19 protein-coding genes are annotated in these 19,139 nt (G+C 57.8%); 11 read left to right on the top strand and 8 right to left on the bottom strand.

The annotated features are described in order from the left end of the window. Positions 1-180 precede the first annotated feature (180 nt). The 6 genes from AC07VR_RS10020 to cyoE all read left to right on the top strand — a co-directional run bounded on the left by AC07VR_RS10020 (position 181) and on the right by cyoE (position 6,359). Positions 181-690 carry a disulfide bond formation protein B gene (locus AC07VR_RS10020; RefSeq protein WP_494991883.1) on the top strand — a complete coding sequence of 170 codons (510 nt, stop codon included), beginning with the start codon at positions 181-183 and terminating at the stop codon, positions 688-690. An 813-nt stretch (positions 691-1,503) separates the two neighbouring features. Further along, entirely contained in the window at positions 1,504-2,448 is a 945-nt protein-coding gene (gene cyoA, locus AC07VR_RS10015; protein WP_494991884.1) for a ubiquinol oxidase subunit II, read from the top strand. 3 nt (positions 2,449-2,451) lie between these two features. Then, complete coding sequence (gene cyoB / locus AC07VR_RS10010; protein WP_494991885.1) at positions 2,452-4,482, top strand: cytochrome o ubiquinol oxidase subunit I; 2,031 nt, start codon at positions 2,452-2,454, stop codon at positions 4,480-4,482. 3 nt (positions 4,483-4,485) lie between these two features. Further along, positions 4,486-5,112 carry a cytochrome o ubiquinol oxidase subunit III gene (locus AC07VR_RS10005; RefSeq protein WP_494991886.1) on the top strand — a complete coding sequence of 209 codons (627 nt, stop codon included), beginning with the start codon at positions 4,486-4,488 and terminating at the stop codon, positions 5,110-5,112. After that, positions 5,113-5,460: a cytochrome o ubiquinol oxidase subunit IV gene (gene cyoD, locus AC07VR_RS10000; RefSeq protein ID WP_494991887.1), complete on the top strand. Its 348-nt coding sequence runs from the start codon at positions 5,113-5,115 to the stop codon at positions 5,458-5,460. Between the two features lie 11 nt (positions 5,461-5,471). Continuing rightward, the gene (gene cyoE, locus AC07VR_RS09995; RefSeq protein WP_494991888.1) at positions 5,472-6,359 is read left to right on the top strand and encodes a heme o synthase; all 888 of its coding nucleotides are present in this window, start codon (positions 5,472-5,474) and stop codon (positions 6,357-6,359) included. Positions 6,360-6,471: 112 nt separating this feature from the next. Here cyoE and AC07VR_RS09990 read toward each other — a convergent pair whose 3' ends face one another. Next, a complete protein-coding gene (locus AC07VR_RS09990) occupies positions 6,472-7,605 on the bottom strand; it encodes a hypothetical protein (RefSeq protein WP_495011159.1) in 1,134 nt (377 codons plus the stop codon). Between the two features lie 225 nt (positions 7,606-7,830). Here AC07VR_RS09990 and AC07VR_RS09985 point away from each other — a divergent pair, with 225 nt between their 5' ends. Both AC07VR_RS09985 and AC07VR_RS09980 read left to right on the top strand, forming a co-directional pair. Next, complete coding sequence (locus AC07VR_RS09985; protein ID WP_495011158.1) at positions 7,831-9,417, top strand: MBOAT family O-acyltransferase; 1,587 nt, start codon at positions 7,831-7,833, stop codon at positions 9,415-9,417. 1 nt (position 9,418) lies between these two features. Next, positions 9,419-10,483 carry a hypothetical protein gene (locus AC07VR_RS09980; RefSeq protein WP_495011157.1) on the top strand — a complete coding sequence of 355 codons (1,065 nt, stop codon included), beginning with the start codon at positions 9,419-9,421 and terminating at the stop codon, positions 10,481-10,483. Positions 10,484-10,623: 140 nt separating this feature from the next. Here the strand turns inward: AC07VR_RS09980 and AC07VR_RS09975 are convergent, their stop codons facing one another. The 5 genes from AC07VR_RS09975 to AC07VR_RS09955 all read right to left on the bottom strand — a co-directional run bounded on the left by AC07VR_RS09975 (position 10,624) and on the right by AC07VR_RS09955 (position 13,077). Then, on the bottom strand, positions 10,624-11,328 hold the full coding sequence (locus tag AC07VR_RS09975) for a hypothetical protein (protein WP_495011156.1): 705 nt from the start codon (positions 11,326-11,328) through the stop codon (positions 10,624-10,626). 106 nt (positions 11,329-11,434) lie between these two features. Continuing rightward, positions 11,435-11,938 (bottom strand): hypothetical protein, encoded by a 504-nt coding sequence (locus AC07VR_RS09970; RefSeq protein WP_495011155.1) that lies wholly within the window; start codon positions 11,936-11,938, stop codon positions 11,435-11,437. A gap of 142 nt (positions 11,939-12,080) precedes the next feature. After that, positions 12,081-12,335, bottom strand: coding sequence for a Txe/YoeB family addiction module toxin (locus AC07VR_RS09965; protein WP_495011154.1), 255 nt, complete (start codon positions 12,333-12,335; stop codon positions 12,081-12,083). Beyond that, on the bottom strand, positions 12,332-12,586 hold the full coding sequence (locus AC07VR_RS09960) for a type II toxin-antitoxin system prevent-host-death family antitoxin (protein WP_495011153.1): 255 nt from the start codon (positions 12,584-12,586) through the stop codon (positions 12,332-12,334). The genes AC07VR_RS09965 and AC07VR_RS09960 overlap by 4 nt, the downstream gene beginning before the upstream one ends. Before the next feature lie 269 nt (positions 12,587-12,855). Continuing rightward, positions 12,856-13,077 carry a CobW C-terminal domain-containing protein gene (locus AC07VR_RS09955; protein ID WP_495011226.1) on the bottom strand — a complete coding sequence of 74 codons (222 nt, stop codon included), beginning with the start codon at positions 13,075-13,077 and terminating at the stop codon, positions 12,856-12,858. Between AC07VR_RS09955 and AC07VR_RS09950 the strand changes: the two genes are divergently transcribed. Continuing rightward, entirely contained in the window at positions 13,061-14,080 is a 1,020-nt protein-coding gene (locus AC07VR_RS09950) for a thiamine pyrophosphate-dependent enzyme (RefSeq protein ID WP_495011152.1), read from the top strand. The two genes, AC07VR_RS09955 and AC07VR_RS09950, sit on opposite strands and share 17 nt — an antisense overlap. Before the next feature lie 213 nt (positions 14,081-14,293). Here AC07VR_RS09950 and AC07VR_RS09945 read toward each other — a convergent pair whose 3' ends face one another. Further along, positions 14,294-15,820, bottom strand: a complete 1,527-nt coding sequence (locus AC07VR_RS09945; RefSeq protein ID WP_494991895.1) for a sensor histidine kinase — start codon at positions 15,818-15,820, stop codon at positions 14,294-14,296. Next, the gene (locus tag AC07VR_RS09940; protein WP_494991896.1) at positions 15,817-16,533 is read right to left on the bottom strand and encodes a response regulator transcription factor; all 717 of its coding nucleotides are present in this window, start codon (positions 16,531-16,533) and stop codon (positions 15,817-15,819) included. The genes AC07VR_RS09945 and AC07VR_RS09940 overlap by 4 nt, the downstream gene beginning before the upstream one ends. A gap of 155 nt (positions 16,534-16,688) precedes the next feature. Between AC07VR_RS09940 and msrB the strand changes: the two genes are divergently transcribed. Both msrB and AC07VR_RS09930 read left to right on the top strand, forming a co-directional pair. After that, positions 16,689-17,207 (top strand): peptide-methionine (R)-S-oxide reductase MsrB, encoded by a 519-nt coding sequence (msrB, locus tag AC07VR_RS09935; RefSeq protein WP_495011151.1) that lies wholly within the window; start codon positions 16,689-16,691, stop codon positions 17,205-17,207. 43 nt (positions 17,208-17,250) lie between these two features. Continuing rightward, positions 17,251-19,062 carry a cytochrome c biogenesis protein DipZ gene (locus tag AC07VR_RS09930; RefSeq protein ID WP_494991898.1) on the top strand — a complete coding sequence of 604 codons (1,812 nt, stop codon included), beginning with the start codon at positions 17,251-17,253 and terminating at the stop codon, positions 19,060-19,062. Positions 19,063-19,139: the final 77 nt, after the last annotated feature.

The following is a 19,139-nucleotide window of genomic DNA, read 5'->3' as shown; positions in this document are numbered from 1 at the left end:
GAGGCATTCCCACGCGGGAGCGTGGGAACGATCAAAATCATCTCCAACGATTAATCCCCCGTTAATTCCCCTGCCGTTAATTCCTCCTGTTAAAACCACCGAACCGCCCGCGTGCGCTCACGGCCAGCGTGTAAACTTGCGGACAGACGAAAACCACCACTTTGGCAAAGGGATACGGGGATGAGTGACGAAATACTGCGTTTGGGGCGCGAGCGACGGTTTCTGGTCTTGCTGGGTGTGATCTGCCTGGCGCTGATCGGCGGTGCGCTGTACATGCAGGTGGTGCTGGGCGAAGCGCCATGTCCGCTGTGTATCCTGCAACGCTATGCCTTATTGCTGATTGCGATCTTCGCCTTCATCGGCGCGGCGATGCACACCCGCCGCAGTATTACCGTGTTCGAAGTGTTGGTGGTGCTCAGTGCCATCGCTGGCGCCGCGGTGGCTGGTCATCACGTCTACATCCAGTTCTACCCGGCGGTCAGTTGCGGAATCGACGTCCTGCAGCCGATCGTCGATGGCTTGCCGCTGGCTTCGATCTTCCCGCTGGGCTTTCGGGTCGACGGTTTCTGCGAGACGCCTTACCCACCCGTGCTGGGTTTGTCCCTGGCGCAGTGGGCGCTGGTGGCCTTCGTATTGACGGTGGTGCTGGTGCCGCTGGGTATCTCCCGCAATCGCAAAAACCTGCGCTGAAGTCATCCGCCACATCACATAGCGACACAAAAACGCCCTGGTCCTGCGTGTGAGGATCGGGGCGCTTTGCATTTCGGTGCCCTTGAAAAAAGAGTGTGGTTTGCAGCAGTGAAATGTGCGGCGCATGTGCGACACGTTGTCACACACCGGGTATGGCGAGACATTTCAAGTGGTCATGTTGGTGCTGTATGGCAGCCTGAATTTCTCCCCGTTCAGCGATCAAATTGCCGAAAGCCGCAAAACCCCATCAGGCAGATTTAACAGGCTCCAGGGAAACGCTGGAGGCCTTGTTTCAAGAGGTCTTGGGGCAAATTGAGGGGCAAGATCGGGCAGCGAAGCTGTCTAAAATGAGCGCATTAAGCCTACATTTCTTGTGGTTACTGTTGCGAATGAAAAGCGATACGATCGCTGGGTGATGCAATAATCGTTAATGATTATTGCCAGATCCGATAAAAATTATTTCGATATGAGACATGGTTTATAAAACGCTACATATCTACAATCGCACGCACTGAGTTTCCGGCGCTGCCCATTCTTCGTCAGGAGGGGAGGCGAGGGGCGGTTTGATTGCTCCATACGACTCCAGGTGTCGGCAACCTTCCAACTATCCGCACCAAATGGAATTGGTCTGTAACAAGGCCTTTGACCACGAATTCGAATAAGAATTACCGCTAGCCCAGGATTTGTCGATCAGCGTTTAGCGCGACGGGCAGGCCCTTATTCAATCGAAGAAAAAATGCCAACCCTTGGCAGGGTGAAGTGTTGGCGATCAAAACCCAACTGCATTGCGCAAGCTGCTTTAGAGGTCGTGAGATGAGTAAAAACAGGTACCCCAGATTCTTAGGCTTCTTGCCTCTGCTCGGCACGTTGTTGCTGGGTGGTTGCAATATGACCTTGCTCGATCCGAAGGGCCAGGTCGGCCTGGACGAGCGAAACCTGATCATCACCGCAACGCTGCTGATGCTGTTGGTCGTGGTGCCGGTCATCGTCATGACCTTCGCTTTCGCCTGGAAATATCGCGCATCCAACAAGGACGCGACCTACGCGCCGAACTGGTCGCACTCCACCAAGATCGAAATCGCGGTGTGGGCTGTTCCAGTGCTCATCATCATTGCCCTGGGTTACGTCACCTACAAGTCGACCCACGCGCTGGACCCGTACCGTCCGCTGGAATCCGACGTCAAGCCGATCACCATTCAAGTGGTCGCAATGGACTGGAAGTGGCTGTTCATCTACCCGGAACAAGGCATCGCCACCGTCAACAAGATGGTGTTCCCGGCCAACACGCCGGTTAACTTCAAAATCACCTCCGACACCGTGATGAACTCGTTCTTCATTCCGGGCCTGGGCGGTCAGATCTACGCGATGGCGGGCATGGAGACCAAGTTGCACCTGATCGCCAATCAGAATGCCGAGTTTGACGGTATCTCCGCCAACTACAGCGGTGCTGGCTTCACTGGCATGAAATTCAAAGCAATCGCCACCTCTCAGGCAGATTTCGATGCCTGGGTCAGTGATGTCAAGAAGGCACCTAAACAGCTTGAAAAAGCTGAATACGAAGCCCTTTCCAAACCAAGCCAGAACAACCCGGTTGAACTCTACTCCTCGTACGCGCCGAACCTGTTCCAGACCATCATCGACAAGTATGAAGGCATGAAACCGGGCCAGCCGATGCACCACGAGAAGGAAGGGAAGGAAGTGGCCGGTATGGAAGGGATGGACATGAGTTCGCATTCAGCTGCCGGGGCAGAGGAGTAAACGATGTTTGGTAAATTAAGTTGGGAAGCGATCCCGTTCCACGAGCCGATCGTGATGGTGACCATCGCCATGATCGCGCTCGGTGGTCTGGCGGTATTTGCTGCAATCACCTACTTCAAGAAGTGGACCTATTTGTGGACCGAGTGGCTGACGTCGGTCGACCACAAGAAAATCGGCGTGATGTACATCGTCGTTGCCATGATCATGCTGCTGCGTGGTTTTGCCGACGCGGTCATGATGCGCTCCCAGCTGGCCCTGGCCACCGAGGGTTCGCCTGGCTACCTGCCACCTGAACACTATGACCAGATCTTCACCGCTCACGGTGTGATCATGATCATCTTCATGGCGATGCCATTCTTCACCGGCCTGATGAACCTTGCAGTGCCGCTGCAGATCGGCGCACGTGACGTTGCCTACCCGTTCCTGAACTCCCTGAGCTTCTGGCTGCTGGTATCTGGCGTAGTGCTGGTCAACGTGTCCCTGGGTGTCGGCGAATTCGCCCGTACCGGTTGGGTTGCGTATCCACCGCTGTCGGAACTGGGCTACAGCCCGGGCGTGGGTGTGGACTACTACATCTGGGCACTACAGCTATCGGGTCTAGGGACGACGCTGACGGGGGTCAACTTCCTGGCCACCGTGCTGAAAATGCGTACCCCGGGCATGAAAATGATGGACATGCCGATCTTCACCTGGACCTGCACCTGGGCCAACGTACTGATCGTCGCTTCCTTCCCGATCCTGACCGCTACCCTGGCTTTGCTGACGCTTGACCGTTACATGGATTTCCACATTTTCACCAATGAACTGGGTGGAAATCCGATGATGTACGTCAACCTGTTCTGGGCCTGGGGTCACCCCGAGGTTTACATCCTGATTCTGCCGGCGTTCGGGATATTCTCCGAAGTCATCTCGACCTTCTCCGGCAAGAAACTGTTCGGCCACCACTCGATGATCTACGCCAGCGGCGCGATCACGATCCTGGGCTTCATGGTCTGGCTGCACCACTTCTTCACCATGGGGTCGGGTGCCAACGTCAACGCCTTCTTCGGTCTGGCGACGATGCTGATTTCGATCCCGACGGGGGTGAAGCTATTCAACTGGCTGTTCACCATCTACCAGGGCCGTCTGCGTTTCACCAGCCAGGTGCTGTGGACCCTGGGCTTCATGGTGACCTTCGCCATCGGCGGCATGACCGGCGTACTGCTGGCCATTCCGGGTGCTGACTTCGTTCTGCACAACAGCCTGTTCGTTATCGCGCACTTCCACAACGTGATCATCGGCGGCGCCGTGTTCGGTTACATCGCCGGTTTCGGCTTCTACTTCCCTAAAGCGTTCGGCTTCAAGCTGCACGAAGGTTGGGGCAAGGCAGCGTTCTGGTTCTGGATCTCGGGCTTCTTCGTCGCGTTCATGCCGCTCTATGCACTGGGCTTCATGGGCATGACCCGTCGTCTGAACAGCACCACCAACCCTGAGTGGACGCCATACCTGCACGTTGCAATGGTCGGTGCGGTACTGATCGCCTTCGGTATTGCCTGCCAGTTGATCCAGTTGTACGTGAGTATCCGTGATCGCAAGCTGCCGCAGAACATGTGCGAAGCCGGCGACCCGTGGAATGCCCACACGCTGGAATGGTCGACCTCCTCGCCACCACCGTTCTACAACTTCGCTGTACTGCCGAAAGCCGACGGCATCGACCCGTTCACCGAAGCCAAGCAAAACGGTACTGCGTACAAGGCTCCGGCCAGGTACGAGCCGATCCACATGCCAAACAACACCGCGACCGGTCTGGTCATGGGTGCTCTGTTGACCGTGTTCGGTTTTGCGATGATCTGGCATATCTGGTGGATGGCCATCGCAGGTCTTGCCGGCACCGTGATCTATTTCGTGATCCACGCTGCCCGTGATGATCAGGGCTACATGGTGCCGGTCGATGTGATCGAGCGCATTGAAGCCGAGCAGCACAAGCGTCTGGTTGCGGCCAAAGCGATTCCGGCCACCGCCACCCGTGTTGAAACCTCGTTGGAACAGGCTTAAACCATGTCGAACTTAGTGACCAATGTTGGACACGCCCATGGTCATGACCATGGGCACGATGACCATCACCACGACTCGGGCGAGATGACCGTATTCGGTTTCTGGCTCTACCTGATGACCGACTGCATTCTGTTTGCGTCGATCTTCGCGGTGTACGCGGTACTGGTAAACAACGTAGCCGGTGGCCCGTCGGGCCACGACATCTTCGAACTGCCATACGTGCTGGGCGAAACCGCCTGCCTGTTGCTCAGCTCGATCACCTACGGCTTCGCCATGCTGGCGTTGTTCAAAGGCAAGAAGAGTCAGGTGCTGGGCTGGTTGGCCATCACCTTCCTGTTCGGTCTGGGCTTCATCGGCATGGAGATCAACGAGTTCCATACGCTGATCTCCGAAGGCTTCGGTCCGAACCGCAGCGGCTTCCTGTCCGGGTTCTTCACCCTGGTCGGTACCCACGGTCTGCACGTGACCAGCGGTCTGATCTGGATGGCGATCATGATGTATCAGGTCCAGAAGAATGGCCTGACAGCGACCAACAAGACCCGTCTGAGCTGCCTGAGCCTGTTCTGGCACTTCCTGGACGTTGTGTGGATCTGCGTATTCACCGTTGTTTACCTGATGGGGACTCTGTAAATGGCTAACGCAGCTCACTCACACAATGGCCACGATAGTCACGACGCCAGCCACGGCAGCGTCAAGTCGTACGGCATCGGCTTCATCCTGTCGGTGATCCTGACCATCATTCCTTTCGGCCTGGTGATGTACCCGTCGCTACCGAAAGACGTGACCCTGTTGATCGTACTGGCCTTCGCAGTGATCCAGGTGCTGGTGCACCTGGTCTACTTCCTCCACCTGGACCGCTCCGCCGCCCAGCGTAGCAACGTGATTGCGTTTGTTTTCGCGGCGCTGGTTATCCTCCTGTTGGTCGGGTTGTCGCTGTGGATCATGTACAGCATCCATTCCGTCATGATGGCGCACTGAGGAAAGTCCGGATGTCCCTAAAGCACTTTATCCAAATCACCAAACCGGGGATCATTTTCGGTAACGTGCTTTCTGTGGCAGGCGGGTTTTTCCTGGCCTCGAAAGGGCATGTCGACATCGCCCTGTTCCTGGCCGCAATGATTGGCACTTCGTTGGTGGTGGCGTCCGGTTGCGTGTTCAACAACTGCATCGACCGCGACATCGACCTGAAGATGGAACGCACCAAAAACCGTGTGCTGGTCCAGGGCCTCATCTCCCTGAAACTGGCACTGGTTTACGCCACCCTCCTGGGGGTCGCCGGTGTGGCTTTGCTGTACCGAGTGGCCAACCCGTTGGCGGCGCTGTTCGCGGTGATCGGTTTTGTCATCTACGTCGGCTTCTACAGTCTGTACCTCAAGCGCAAGTCGGTTCACGGCACGCTGGTGGGCAGTCTGTCGGGCGCCATGCCGCCGGTGATCGGTTACGTGGCCGTGAGCAACAGCTTCGACATGGCGGCGTTGACGCTGCTGGTGATGTTCAGCCTGTGGCAGATGCCGCATTCCTACGCCATCGCGATCTTCCGCTTCAACGATTACCTGGCCGCATCGATTCCGGTGCTGCCGGTCAAGCGCGGGATTGAGGTGGCCAAGCGGCACATCCTGCTCTACATCCTGGCGTTCCTTGTGGCGACCTTGATGCTGACCTTCAGCGGCTACGCCGGCATGAGCTACCTCGCCGTCGCCGCCGCCATGGGCATGTACTGGCTGTACATGGCCTGGACCGGCTACAAGGCCGTGGATGATCGAGTCTGGGCGCGCAAGCTGTTCGTCTTCTCGATCTTCACCATCACCGCGCTGAGCGTGATGATGTCCCTGGACTTCAAAGTGCCAAGTGAGTTGTTGCTGACTTACGCGCCTTGAGCTAGAGCATGGCAACAAAAAGCCCCGCCTTCGATTGAAGAGCGGGGCTTTTTTTGTCTGTGTGTCGGGCACGGGCATTCAGGCGTGCATTGAGGATAACGCTTGAGGTGCTTTACTGCGCTGAACTGACATCCGGCATGGGGGTGTTTTCGAGTTGGTGTACTGCCAGGAAGCGACTGTTGGCGGGTGTCCAGGTGTTGTCGAAGGCTGCTGGCAGATCGCCCCAGAATAAAAGATGCCAGAGTCTCCAAAGTCCCATCCAGGCTTCAAAGTCTGGCCCTTGGCGTGCGCGTCGGGTTTGTCGCTGCAAAGCGCTTCCCAGGGATTGGGCATACAGCCGACAAGCTCTGCAGTCTATGTTTGGCGTGCAGCATTTGACCTCACCAGCATCTTGCAGATCGACGTGGAAATGTCGGTAGTGAGGTGTTACACGGGCAGCACAGTTGGTCGCGATGCCGGTATCGGGGTCGATGTCATAAAGACCGTCGGCGTTATGCACCCACTTATTGAAATTGCGGTCGTAGAGAATGGTCTGGGGGAAGTTTTCCATCGCTTCGCCAATTAAAACCTGTGACAGAGCCAGATCTTGAGCGTCAAGTAGCAAGTTATCGTCGCTATGGCTGAAGCGAAAATAGTCTGAACGATCAAGTTGCTCATTACCCAGTCGGGTGAGGTAGTCAGTCGTCGGGCTGTAATGGTTGAAGCTAAGGCGCAGCCCTTCATCAGCGCACATTCGCGCGATGGCCGGGATGCTTTGGAGGTTTTGACGGGTAACGGTAAAGACGAAGATGGCCCGTGGGTCATTACCGTAATTTCGCACCTGCTTGGCGAATATGTTCGCGCCCCTCAGTTTGGCGCTTTCCTCGGGCAAGCCCCAGAGCGATATCTGCAGGCGATAGTTCAGCTCGCGGGTGAGCTTGCGGGTGCCGTTGGTATAGATGACTCCCTTTGGAATATGTCGGGACATCACGACAAGTTTGCTTTCGACCAGAGACGGCTCGGCTCCGGCTACCTCGGCATAATTGATTCCACGCTTTGCTTCCGCGGCAAAGAATCGATCAATTTGATCAAGGTCGGTAACCGGAACATGCCCTTCATAGTCGGAACCGGCGAAGAAAAGGCAGCCTTCGCAGACCAGGTTGCAGGTATTTGACAGATCGTACTGAGAAGGACGAATCGGAAGAACCTGCTTGCGCAGGTAGTCGAAAAATGCGCGGGAATTGTCACCCTGCTTAGTACTGTCCATGTAATGTTCCTGATCTTTAGAGTGCTACGTTTTCGAGGAAGAGGGCGCGCACGGCACATTTATGTATTAGGGGATTTAAGCTGTTTGATTGTTCGACAATCTATGGGATCTTGTACGGGAAATTTGCAGTAATGGCTATTTGCTTTTATCCCCCGGAAACGGGAAAAGACGAGTGGTATCGGTGTCGGTTTTACAGCGCCGAATTTCTGACTTCCGGGACTTGATATGTTGTTCAATAGCCTGCCTTTCATGGTACTTGCCGGTGTTGTCCTGCTGATGACTCTGAACCTTCATCGATTTGGGTTTCAGGCATCAAAGTACTTGCTGATTTTTGCCTCGCTGGGTTTCTACTGCATATGGAATCCATCGGATGTTCCGGTACTGCTATCGTCCCTGTTCGCCAACTGGTTGCTGGCCGGTTGGCTTTTCCGGGCGCAGGGTACTCAACGACGTCTTTTACTTGGGCTAGGCATAGTCGCCAATCTACTATTGCTCCTTTGGTTCAAGGTCGGTCCGGTTTGCATGGGGTTGGTCAGTACATTTTGGCCAGAGGTTCCAGTTCCTGCAGAGCGGCCCTTGCCCTTGGGCATCTCGTTTTTTACCTTCCAGCAAATCGCCTACCTGGTTTCGCTTTATCGCAACAATGCCCGGGCCAAGGGTGCCGACTACACCTTTGTCATTTGCTTCTTCCCGCATCTCGTGGCCGGCCCGCTGGTGCGTCATCGAGACATGATCCAGCAGCTTAACCAACCCAGTACTTTTGCGTTGCGTTCCGCCAACCTGTTCGCCGGAAGCAGCTTGTTCATTATCGGTCTGAGCAAGAAAGTGCTGCTCGCCGACCCCTTGGGCAGTTATTCACACCGCCTTTTCGGTATTGCCGACAGCGGACAGGCGCTGGACTTTCTTTACGCCTGGATCGCGGCGTTGGCAGGATTTCTCAATTTCTATTTCGACTTTTCCGGCTACTCCGACATGGCCTGCGGGTTGGCGTTGATCGTCGGAATTCGTTTGCCGATGAATTTCTACTCGCCCCTGAAAGCCGTGAGCATGGATGAGTTCTGGAATCGCTGGAACATTACCGTTACCCAGTTCATTCGCGATCATGTATTCCGGCCTTTGGCGGGGCGCCGGCTGGTGGTGCGTCGCCATCTGGCGGCATTGCCCCTGACCATGATCATCGCCGGATTCTGGCATGGTGCAACCTTGAACTTTCTACTATGGGGAGCCCTGCATGGTCTTATCGTGACCTGCCAGCATGCGCGTCGTCTGGTGTTGCGCACACCGGCTCCGCGCAATCTGTCCCAAGGACGGCGCTTCATAAGCTGGGGGCAGACGCAACTGATGTTGATCGGTCTGGGCTGCGTCTTCCAAACCCACACCATTCATGGGGCCTGGCTGACGTTGCGTGCTTTGGCCGGATTCGGAGGGCCTGCTCAACCGGTCATTCTGCCGTCGAATTTCCATCAAACCTGGGCGGACGGCATTGTGGTGATTCTGGGAGGGACTCCGACAAGTGCGCTGCCTGTTCTGCCGGGCACCATTGAGGCGCTCCTGCTGATTTTTTTCGCGTGGGGTATCTGCCTGTTTGCGCCGAACTCGGTGGAGATAATGGGGCGCTATCGTCCCGTACTCGACTCGACCAACTTCCTGCGCCAGGGGCTCAAACCCAAGTTGCCTGGCGTTCGAATTGCCGGACAGCTCCTGGCTGCGCCTGGCGTGGGCTGGGGGCTGATCCTTGCCTTGCTGCTGGGGCTGACCATGCTACGCGTGCTGTCCAATGCCTCCAGCCCTTTCAACTACTACAACTACTGACATGACCACACGCCCGAGTTCTTCTGTTCATACCCGTTTACGCCGCACCATTGGCTGGACGTTGGTCGCGACCATTATGGTGGTGGTGCTGGCTAACCTGTTCACTGTTGTGTTCGCGAAGTTTTTGATCGGGCAAGGTTATTGGCAGGAAAGCAAAGTCTGGAAGGGGCTTTTGCTGGAAGCGCAGACGCCAGCGCCCGAAGTTGTACTGGTGGGCTCTTCCAGGGTGCAAAACCATTTCAACACTGACTATTTCAATACGCATGGTCACAAGACATTCAATATGGGGGCTCCAGGCCTGATGCCTTGGGAGTTCCCCTCCATGGTGCAGCAGGCCTCCGAGGTTGCGGGAAAGACGGTGGTTATCAGTATTCCCGCCGATATCCTTTTTGCTCCTCTTGGCTGTCCAAATCACTGGACGGGCACTGACCTGGTGTTCTATGCCAGGCATGCGCCTGCGTGCTTGAAATCCTTGTCGTTGGCTCAATGGCTGAAGCCCTTGCCCATCAATGCTTTTTTTAGTGAAACCTTTACCAATGTTCACTATTCCCCATGCCGTGATGAGGCTGATCAGTCACTGAAGCAACTTGAGGTATTACATGGCCCTGATGTCTGTAATGATCCGAGAGGGTTAATGCTATTACGCTACAGTAGACGTTGGGTGGCTGTTTTCCACAATGGCGACGGCTTGATAATCCCCGATGGTTATCCAGCGAGACAGGCCGAAGTGCATTGGCTGGATAGACGACAGACAGCCTTTCAAACGGAAGTCGTGAATTTTCTACGCGAGTTGGCTGATAGTGTTCGTGTCGCAGGGAAAACCCCTGTTTTCATTATTGAAGCCGCGCCTGTCGAACACTTGCTGATTAATCACGAGTTGGAAAAACAGACAGGCACTCGGACGTTGTATATGAATGAAGCACGCTTCATGGATGATGAAATTGCAGATCATGATCACTTGGGGGCGAAGGGCAATGATCGTGTGACTAAATTGCTGTTCGAGCAACTTTTCTGTGTTCCCGACTCGCAGGCCTGCTCGTCTGAGGCAGAGGCATCACGACTCTGACCGTCATGAGCTGCGAGTTCGCGGTTTACCGGCGAGGGGTAAGACGGTATTTACAGGACCGGCCTCTATCCTTCGATTCCGTTGGGGAACGCGACCGGCGCAGGAGCTGCCGCAGGCCGCGATCTTTTGATCTTCCGGTGTTACTGCTGAGCGATGCTGTAACCGTCGAACGCCGTCTGCTGCTGAAGGGCAGTGATGATGCTTTTCCGAGTAGCGGGCTGTTCGGCACCTTCGTTATCCATGAAGGTTTCGTTTTCCAGTTCCGCTTGATCGCCTTCACCGACAAACGCAAAACCGAGGAATTCGAAGGCTTCACGGTCCATGTTCGGCTTGGAGCGAGGTGTGCGCAGGGGCAGGGTGACGCTCACGCCGTCCTTGCTGATGGAGAACACTTCGATTTCTTTCTTGGCGCGAGCCGTTTTGGTTTTGCCGCTGCTGGGGTTGCTGACCGCTTGATGGGTCTGGTTCAACACTTTCAGCGCCAGGCCATACACCAGCTCCTGGAACTCAGGATCGTCTTTGAAGCTGGACAGAATCCGGCTGATGGAAAATTTGCTGCTCAAGTCTTCCAGAGCGGCGATGTCGGCGGCCTCTGCGTCTTTAAGCTGTTTCAGCTCGCCCATCAGTTCGTAGGCTTTGTCGTCGTCAAACTGGTCATGTGCCTGGCGAATCGCAATGCGTAACTCACGAATCTGGTCGCTTTCTTTCGAGGTGTGAAAAGCATCGAGCACCATTTCACTGATGGTCTTGGCCTGCGGCACATGCTGCGAAAGATTGATGGCGTTTTCGTATTCCACTTTGGACGACAAGGTGATTACGGATTCATCGGTGTTGGATTCGGGCATTGAAATTTCACTACTTCATTTAACAAGGTTTGAGACGGGAAACGCGCCGGGCATTTTCAGGGCGCGTGTGCAGCGGCGTCAAGGAACCATGCCTGAGTGACGGTTTTTAACGGCTGTGCTGCCAGGATCGCGCTTGCAGTGATGACAACGCCCGATACAAGGTGATCGCCCGCCCGCAAAACAGACCGACCGTGAACCCCGAAGCCACTCCAGTCAGTGCCAGCATTTGCATAGTCGCCGTCAACTCAGGGTGAACGGCATCCTGATAGCCGGTGTAGTACTTCACGGCGAAGAACAGCTGGGAGATAAGCAGGATCTTCAGGGTTCCGGGGACGATCAGCCCGTTGCCATCAGCCTCCAGTACGGCACCTTTGCGAGAGAACATGCCCATCGCCACCAGACTGCCAAGGGCCACGCCGCCCATCCAGAAAGCTGTCGACAAGGCGGTGTGATTCAGCGAAAACAGCGACCAGATAACCAGAATCAATGGGGTGATCAGCAACGATTTCCTGCTTTCCCTGCTGCTCGAGCAGGCCTTGAACCCGTAATAACAGAGCAGCAGATAAACAGCGAAAACCCACAGCGGCGTGCCTTGCAGGATATCGAGCATGAGTTATCCCCAGGGCGCTGATCGAAGGGAGATCGAGAGGGCGCTACAGGTTTTCATCGTCAGCTTCCTTGCGTGGACGTTCAGTAAGGTGGCGACTGTTCGCGTCGCCGAGTGGAGAATGCCTGAAATCTGATGTTTGGGTTCAGTAGTGATATCGGCACATCAGTATCTGCATCTCATCGTCTTCTACCCCATAGACCAATCGATGTTCGGTCGTGATCCGACGCGACCAAAACCCGCTGAGGTAATGTTTGAGGGGTTCAGGTTTGCCGAGTCCGTCGAAAGGATCACGCTGGATCGCTTTGATCAAAAGGTTGATACGCTGGAGTCCGGCCTTATCGTTCTGCTGGAACCAGAGGTAGTCATCCCAGCCTTCAGGGGTAAAGAGAATCTTCATTCTTCAATCAGTTGCCTGGCTTTGGCTTTACCGGCGCTAAGGCTGTTGATCGATTTGATCAAGCGCTCGGCGTTGGCAGGGGAGCGGAGCAGGTAAGCGGTTTCTTCGAGGGCGTTGAATTCGGCCAGAGAAATCATGACGACCGGTTCGCCTTTTTGGCGTGTCACCAGCAGCGGAACACGATCTTCGTTTACTCGATCCATGGTTTCAGACAGGTGCGCACGGGCATTGGTGTAATTGATGGTTTGCATGACGGGGTCCTCGCTCAATGATTTAAACGTACAGAAATACGTACATATTGGCAAGGTGCTCCCTATGAGCGGTCGTTCTGCTGGGGAAGCGGGACTGGTCTGATCTTTCATAAGGGGACTTCGTGGAATTCAAAAAGAGGCTCAAAGACGCGCTTCAAGACGATGAAACCCAGCGTAGTTCGGTGTGCGAAAGATATAAGGGGCTGGCGTAGATCAGATTGTTGCGGGATATGCCGCCAGCCACAGCGGCCATGAGGTTCCTGCGTCGTTCACACTGCCTGAATATCCGCCAACCCCGCTTCCAATGTTTCACGAAGGCCACAGCCGCGGCGGGCGATGAACACCATTTGTACAGCGTGTTCCGGCGTTTGTCCGGTGGCCAGGCTGAACTGGCTGCGGGCACCGACATGTTGCAGCCAATAAGGCTGTTCGTTGCCTTGCAGTTGCACCAGCCCCTTGAGGCGGAAGATATCTTTGGGAAGCCTGGCCAGCCATTCGCGCAGAGCTTTGGGCGGTGGCGGGGCGCGTGACTGTGCCGAAGTCCTGCAGCAACTGGCCGAGCGCCTGCAAGCGCCGGTGGCGTTGACGACGAATGCCCGGGGCTTGTTGCCGGTCGGCCATCCGTTGCTGCTCGACGGTGTGCAGTCGTCGGCCCATGGTCGGTCGCTGTTCGACGAGGCCGATGTGATCCTCGCCGTCGGTACTGAACTGGGTGAGACGGACTACGATTTTTTCGGCCTCGGGCCACTGAAATTCAAGGCGTCGTTGATTCGTCTGGACATCGATCCGATGCAGGTCATGGGCGTGCAGCGAGCTCACGTCGGATTGGTCGGCGATGCCCGCGAAGGCTTGCTTGCGCTATTGGCCAATGTTGCGGCGCCGGTTCAAAGTGGCCGTTGGGCGCTGGACAGTGTGCAGCGCGTCAACCAGTGCGAACGCGATAGCTGGACGGCCAAACAACAGGGGTTGCAAGGGCTGCTCGACCTGCTGCGTGACAGCCTGGTCGATCCGCTGATCGTCGGTGATTCCACGCAACCGGTGTATCAGGGCGCGGTGGGCTACCGGTCGCCGAAACCCAACAGCTGGTTCAACGCCGGCAGTGGCTACGGCACCCTTGGTTACGGCTTGCCTGCGGCGATTGGCGCCAAGCTGGCCAAGCCTGAGCGTGCAGTTGTCGCGTTAGTGGGGGATGGCGGTTTGCAGTTTTCCTGCGCTGAATTGATCGCTGCGCGAGAAGCGGGAGTGGGCGTCATCATGGTGCTGTGGAACAACCAGTGCTACGCCGAAATCCGCGACTACATGCAGGCCCGCGAGATCCCGCCACTGGGTGTAGACATCATGACCCCGGACTTCGCCGCCATGGCCCGCAGTTTCCACATCGACCACCATGCGCCGCAGGGGCCGGAGGCGTTGCGCACGTTGTTGCTGAAAATGGCGACCACCAAGGAGCCGGTGATGATTGAGCTGGATGCGGCGGTGTACCTGGCGTCGTAGGGCGCACATTCCCCGTAGCAGCTGGCGAAGCCTGCGTTCGGCTGCGAAGCAGTCGCCAATCAGGCCATTACGGTTAACCTGCAAAACCGCAGTGCATGATTTTACGACCGCTGCGCGGCCGAACGCAGCCTGGCGGCAGCTGCTACGGAGCGCGTAGCGGCTTAACTGACCGGTACCGGGGCAAGCCTCACTACTCGCTATGTCTTGCGCGCTCTACTTCCCCGGCGAGTTCAAATTCATGGACCGAATCGCCAACTGAGCCGCTGTTTCCTCATCCACCGGCAGCGAGAAGCGGAAGGTCGCGCCCCGCCCGGGAACATCGATCAGCCGGATCTCGCGACCATGCAGTTGCAGGATCCGGTGCACGATGCGCAAGCCCAGCCCGCCATCACGCCGTGCGCCGCCGATGTTGAACGGGCGCAGGAACAACCCTTCACGCAATTGCGCAGCGATGCCCGGGCCGCTGTCGCTGATCGTCACGTCTACGAATGACCCTTGGGGCACGAGGCTGACTTCGACGTCTCCATTGATTGGCGTATGGCGCAACGCGTTGTCCAGCAGGTTGGTCAACACGCGTTCGATCAGGCCGAGGTCGGCACACACGGCCAACCCGCTAGGGGCGAAGTTGGCTTTCAGCGCAGTCTGTCGCGCCTCGGCAGTGAGTTCGAATTTCTGGAAGACGTCCTGCACCAGATCTGTCAGCGAAAATCGTTCCAGTACCGGCTGCACGAAGCCATGTTCCAGACGCACCAGGTCCAGCAGCGATTGCGCCAGACCGCCAACCTTGCGGCTCTGATCCAGGGCGATGCCCAAGTAGCGGCGCCGCTCCTCCGGGGTCAGCGAGGCGTCCTTGAGTGACAGGGTTTCGAGATAACCATGCAACGACGCCAGCGGTGTGCGCAGGTCGTGGGAGATATTCGCCACCAGCTCCCGACGCTCCTGATCCTGGCGCGTCAGCGAGCGCCATTGTTCGCCCAGGCGGGTTTGCATTTGCCGGAACGCCGCGTCGAGCATGGCGATTTCGTCATGGCTGGCGGTCTTTTCCGGCTTGTCTGATGCAGGCGGTGAAGGAGGGACAACGGGTGCGCCGTCGATGTCGAAATGGGCAACGGTCTCGGTCAACCGGCGCAAGGGGCGGGTGATCAGGGCAAACGCTGTGAGACCGGCAATCAGGCACAGCAGCGCAACCAGACCAATCGACCAGAGCGCGGTATTGAGGGCTACGCTGGTGGCGCCGCGCTCGGCAAAGCGGTCGTGTTCCTCGCTGAGCAGCACCACATAGAGGTAGCCGGCCTGCTGACCGTTGACCCGTAACGGCGCGGCGCTGAACACCTTGCGTCCGTCGACACTGCGCGGGTCGTCGCCGAGAATCGGCAAAGCGTCGCCGTTGAGCAAGCGATGCACCGGCGCCAGATCGACCTGTTCGCGGCGCATTCGTCCCTCTGGCGCGGCATTGCCGACGATGCGCCCGCTGGCATCAAGCAGATAGACCTCGACGCTGGGATTGACCAGCATCAACTGGCTGAACAGCTGGCGCACGGCGTTTGGCATCAGGCCGTTGGCGTCCATCAGTTGGGTGTCGTGGGCAATGTGCTGGGCCAGATCGCGGGACAGCCCTTGCACCACTTCAAGTTCGTGCATCTTGTTGGAGCGCACCTGCATCCACGCCGAGGTGCCGCAGCACACCAGCAACAGCAGGGCGAACACCGCCGACAGGCGCTGCGTGAGGGTCAGTCTCATGGCTGATCCTCCGGTGCCGCGAATTTATAACCTCGGCCCCACACCGTCAGGATCCGCACCGGTTGCGCCGGATCGGCCTCGATCTTGGCCCGCAAACGATTGATGTGGGTGTTGACCGTGTGCTCGTAGCCTTCGTGGCTGTAACCCCACACGGCATTGAGCAGGTCCATGCGCGAAAACACTTTGCCGGGTTGGCGGGCGAAGAAATACAGCAGGTCGAACTCGCGCGGGGTGAGATCCAGGTGCCGGCCGTCGAGTGACACATCACGGGTCAACGGGTCGATAAACAGCCCGCCGGAGGTCAGGCTGCCGGCGTCCATTTTCAGGTTGCGGGCCATTGCGTCGACCCGTCGCAGCAGCGCCTTGACCCGCGCCACCAGCTCCAGCATCGAAAAGGGTTTGGCCAGGTAATCGTCGGCACCCAGCTCCAGACCAAGAATGCGGTGCAGTTCGCTCGACCGCGCACTGGTGATGATGATCGGCGTGTAGCGAGCCATGGCGCGGGCGCGGCGGCAGATTTCCAGGCCATCGACACCGGGCAGCATCAGGTCGAGGATCAGCGCGTCCCAGCCGCCTTGCTCCAGCAGGCGCAAGCCTTCATTGCCATCGGCACTGTGCACGACCTCGAACTGCTCATCGCGCAGATGCAGCGAGATCAGGTCGGCGATGTGCATATCGTCCTCGACCACCAGGACACGTTTGGGCTGATCCATCGAAACTTAATCCTGCGCCAGGCAATGATCGGCATTGTGCGGCTTTTCCAGGGGCCGAGTTATCACGAATTGTTTAACTCTGCGTGAGGATTTAGCGACCACCTCAAGCCTAGGCTGTCTTCAATGCAAAACACTGCGATATTTTGGAGAGAGCCATGTTTTCTCGGCGACAGTTCCTGATAGCGGGCGGCGGCCTGGGCGTTGCGGCGCTGGCCATCGGCTTATTGCCAAAGTTTACCGCAAGCTCGGCACTGGTCAGCGATGCCAGCGCTGGCGAAACCTTTGAAGTCACCCATACCGATGCCGAGTGGCGGGCACTGCTCAGCGCTGAGCAGTACGACATTTTGCGCAAGGAAGGCACCGAGCGCGCCTACACCAGCCCGCTGAATGATGAACACCGCGAAGGCACCTTTGCCTGCGCCGGTTGCGACTTGCCGTTGTTTTCATCGAGCACCAAGTTCGACAGCCGCACCGGTTGGCCGAGCTTCTGGGCACCGTTGAACAACGCGGTGGCGACCCGCGAGGACCGTTCATTCGGCGTCTTGCGCGAAGAAGTCCACTGTCGGCGTTGCGGCGGCCATCTGGGGCATGTCTTCGACGATGGGCCAAAACCGACCGGCCTGCGCTACTGCATGAACGGCCTTGCGATGACCTTCGAGCCATTATCGGCATAAGCCATGGGCATGCTTTTTCTCTCACCTCATTCGGGTCGACACTATGTGGCTTCTGGTTCTCGCGTATCTCGGTGGCGTGCTGACGATTGTCAGCCCGTGCATTCTGCCGGTATTGCCCTTTGTCTTCGCTCGCACCGGGCAGCCGTTTTTGCGCAGTGGCTTGCCGCTGCTGGCGGGGATGGCCCTGACCTTCGCGCTCGTCGCCTCACTGGCGGCGGTCGGCGGCGGTTGGGTGGTGCAAGTCAATCAGTACGGTCGCTGGCTCGCGTTGCTGTTCGTTGCGCTATTCGGGCTGACGCTGTTGCTGCCGCACCTCGCCGAGCGGCTGACCCGGCCACTGGTGGCGGCCGGCGGTCGTCTGTCGCAAGCTGCGGGCGCCGATGCGCGACCACGTCCCGGCGCCTCGTTCTTGATCGGCGTCGCCACCGGCCTGCTCTGGGCACCGTGCGCGGGACCGATTCTCGGGTTGGTGCTGACCGGTGCAGCACTGCAGGGGGCCAGCATCGGCACTACCTTGCTGTTGCTGGCTTACGCCGCAGGTGCCGCGACCTCGCTCGCCGGTGCATTGCTGATTGGTGGTAAGGTTTTCGCGGCGATGAAGCGCTCAATCGGTGCCGGTGAATGGGTGCGCCGCGGTTTGGGCGCAGCGATGCTGGCAGGCGTCGTGGCCATCGCCCTGGGTCTGGACACCGGGATTCTGGCGCGGGTCTCGACAGCGTCCACCGGCGGTATCGAACAGGCGTTGGTCGGCCGTCTTGCCGGGAAAACGCTGGCCAGCAGCGGGGCGATGAAGGCGCAAATCCCTCAGTCTCAGGACGCCCTGCCAGGCTCGAGCATGATGGCCTCCGGCGGCGCCATGAAGATGGCGGCGAAAGAGGCTGCGGCGTTGCCAATCGAAGGCAATCTGCCGTCGCTCGACGGTGCCGTGCAATGGCTCAATTCGCCACCACTGACCACCCAGGCCTTGAAGGGTAAAGTGGTTTTGGTGGATTTCTGGACTTACTCCTGCATCAATTGCTTGCGCACGTTGCCGTACGTCAAAGCCTGGGCCGAGAAGTATCGCGATCAAGGGTTGGTGGTGATCGGCGTGCACGCCCCGGAATTCGCCTTCGAGCGTGACGTGGGCAACGTGACCAAAGCCATGAAGGATCTGGGCATCAACTACCCGGTGGCCATCGACAACGACTACAAGATCTGGCGCGCCTTCAACAACGAATACTGGCCGGCGCATTACTTTGCCGATGCTCAGGGGCGTATTCGCTATCACCATTTTGGTGAGGGCAACTACGCCGAGTCGGAGCGGGTGATTCAGCAATTGCTGCGCGAGGCCGGTGCCGCGAAAGTTGCCGATGGCCTGATCAATGCCAGCGCCCAGGGCGTGCAGCTGGCCCCGGACATGAAAGAAGTACAATCGCCGGAGACCTACCTTGGCTACCAGCGCTCCGAACATTTTGTCCCGGCCGACAGCCTGGCGCCTGATCAGGTAACGGCTTACAGCCCGCCGTCTGCACCGTCCCTCAACGATTGGGGGCTGGAGGGCAAATGGAACGTCGGCGCCGAACGGGCCACGCTGGCAGCTCCGGCGGGCCGGATCGTCTACCGCTTCCATGCCCGGGATTTGCACCTGGTGCTGGGCCCCGGCGCTGACGGCAAACCGGTGCGCTTCAAAGTCACCGTCGACGGCCAGATGCCCGGCGCTGCCCACGGCACCGACGTAGCCCCCGACGGCACCGGCACCGTGACCGAGCAACGGCTTTATCAGTTGGTTCGCCAACCGGGTGATGTGGCGGATCGAACGTTCAGCATTGAATTCCTCGATCCGGGTGTGTCGGCGTATGCGTTTACGTTTGGTTGATCGCAAGTCCGACCACCGATTTCGTAGGAGCGAGGCTTGCCCGCGAAGGCGCCGTGACATGCAGCGAAGAGCTCTCG

It is taken from the genome of Pseudomonas sp. GW821-FHT02H09, from assembly GCF_059421425.1.
This window is presented reverse-complemented; position numbering and strand designations above follow the sequence as displayed.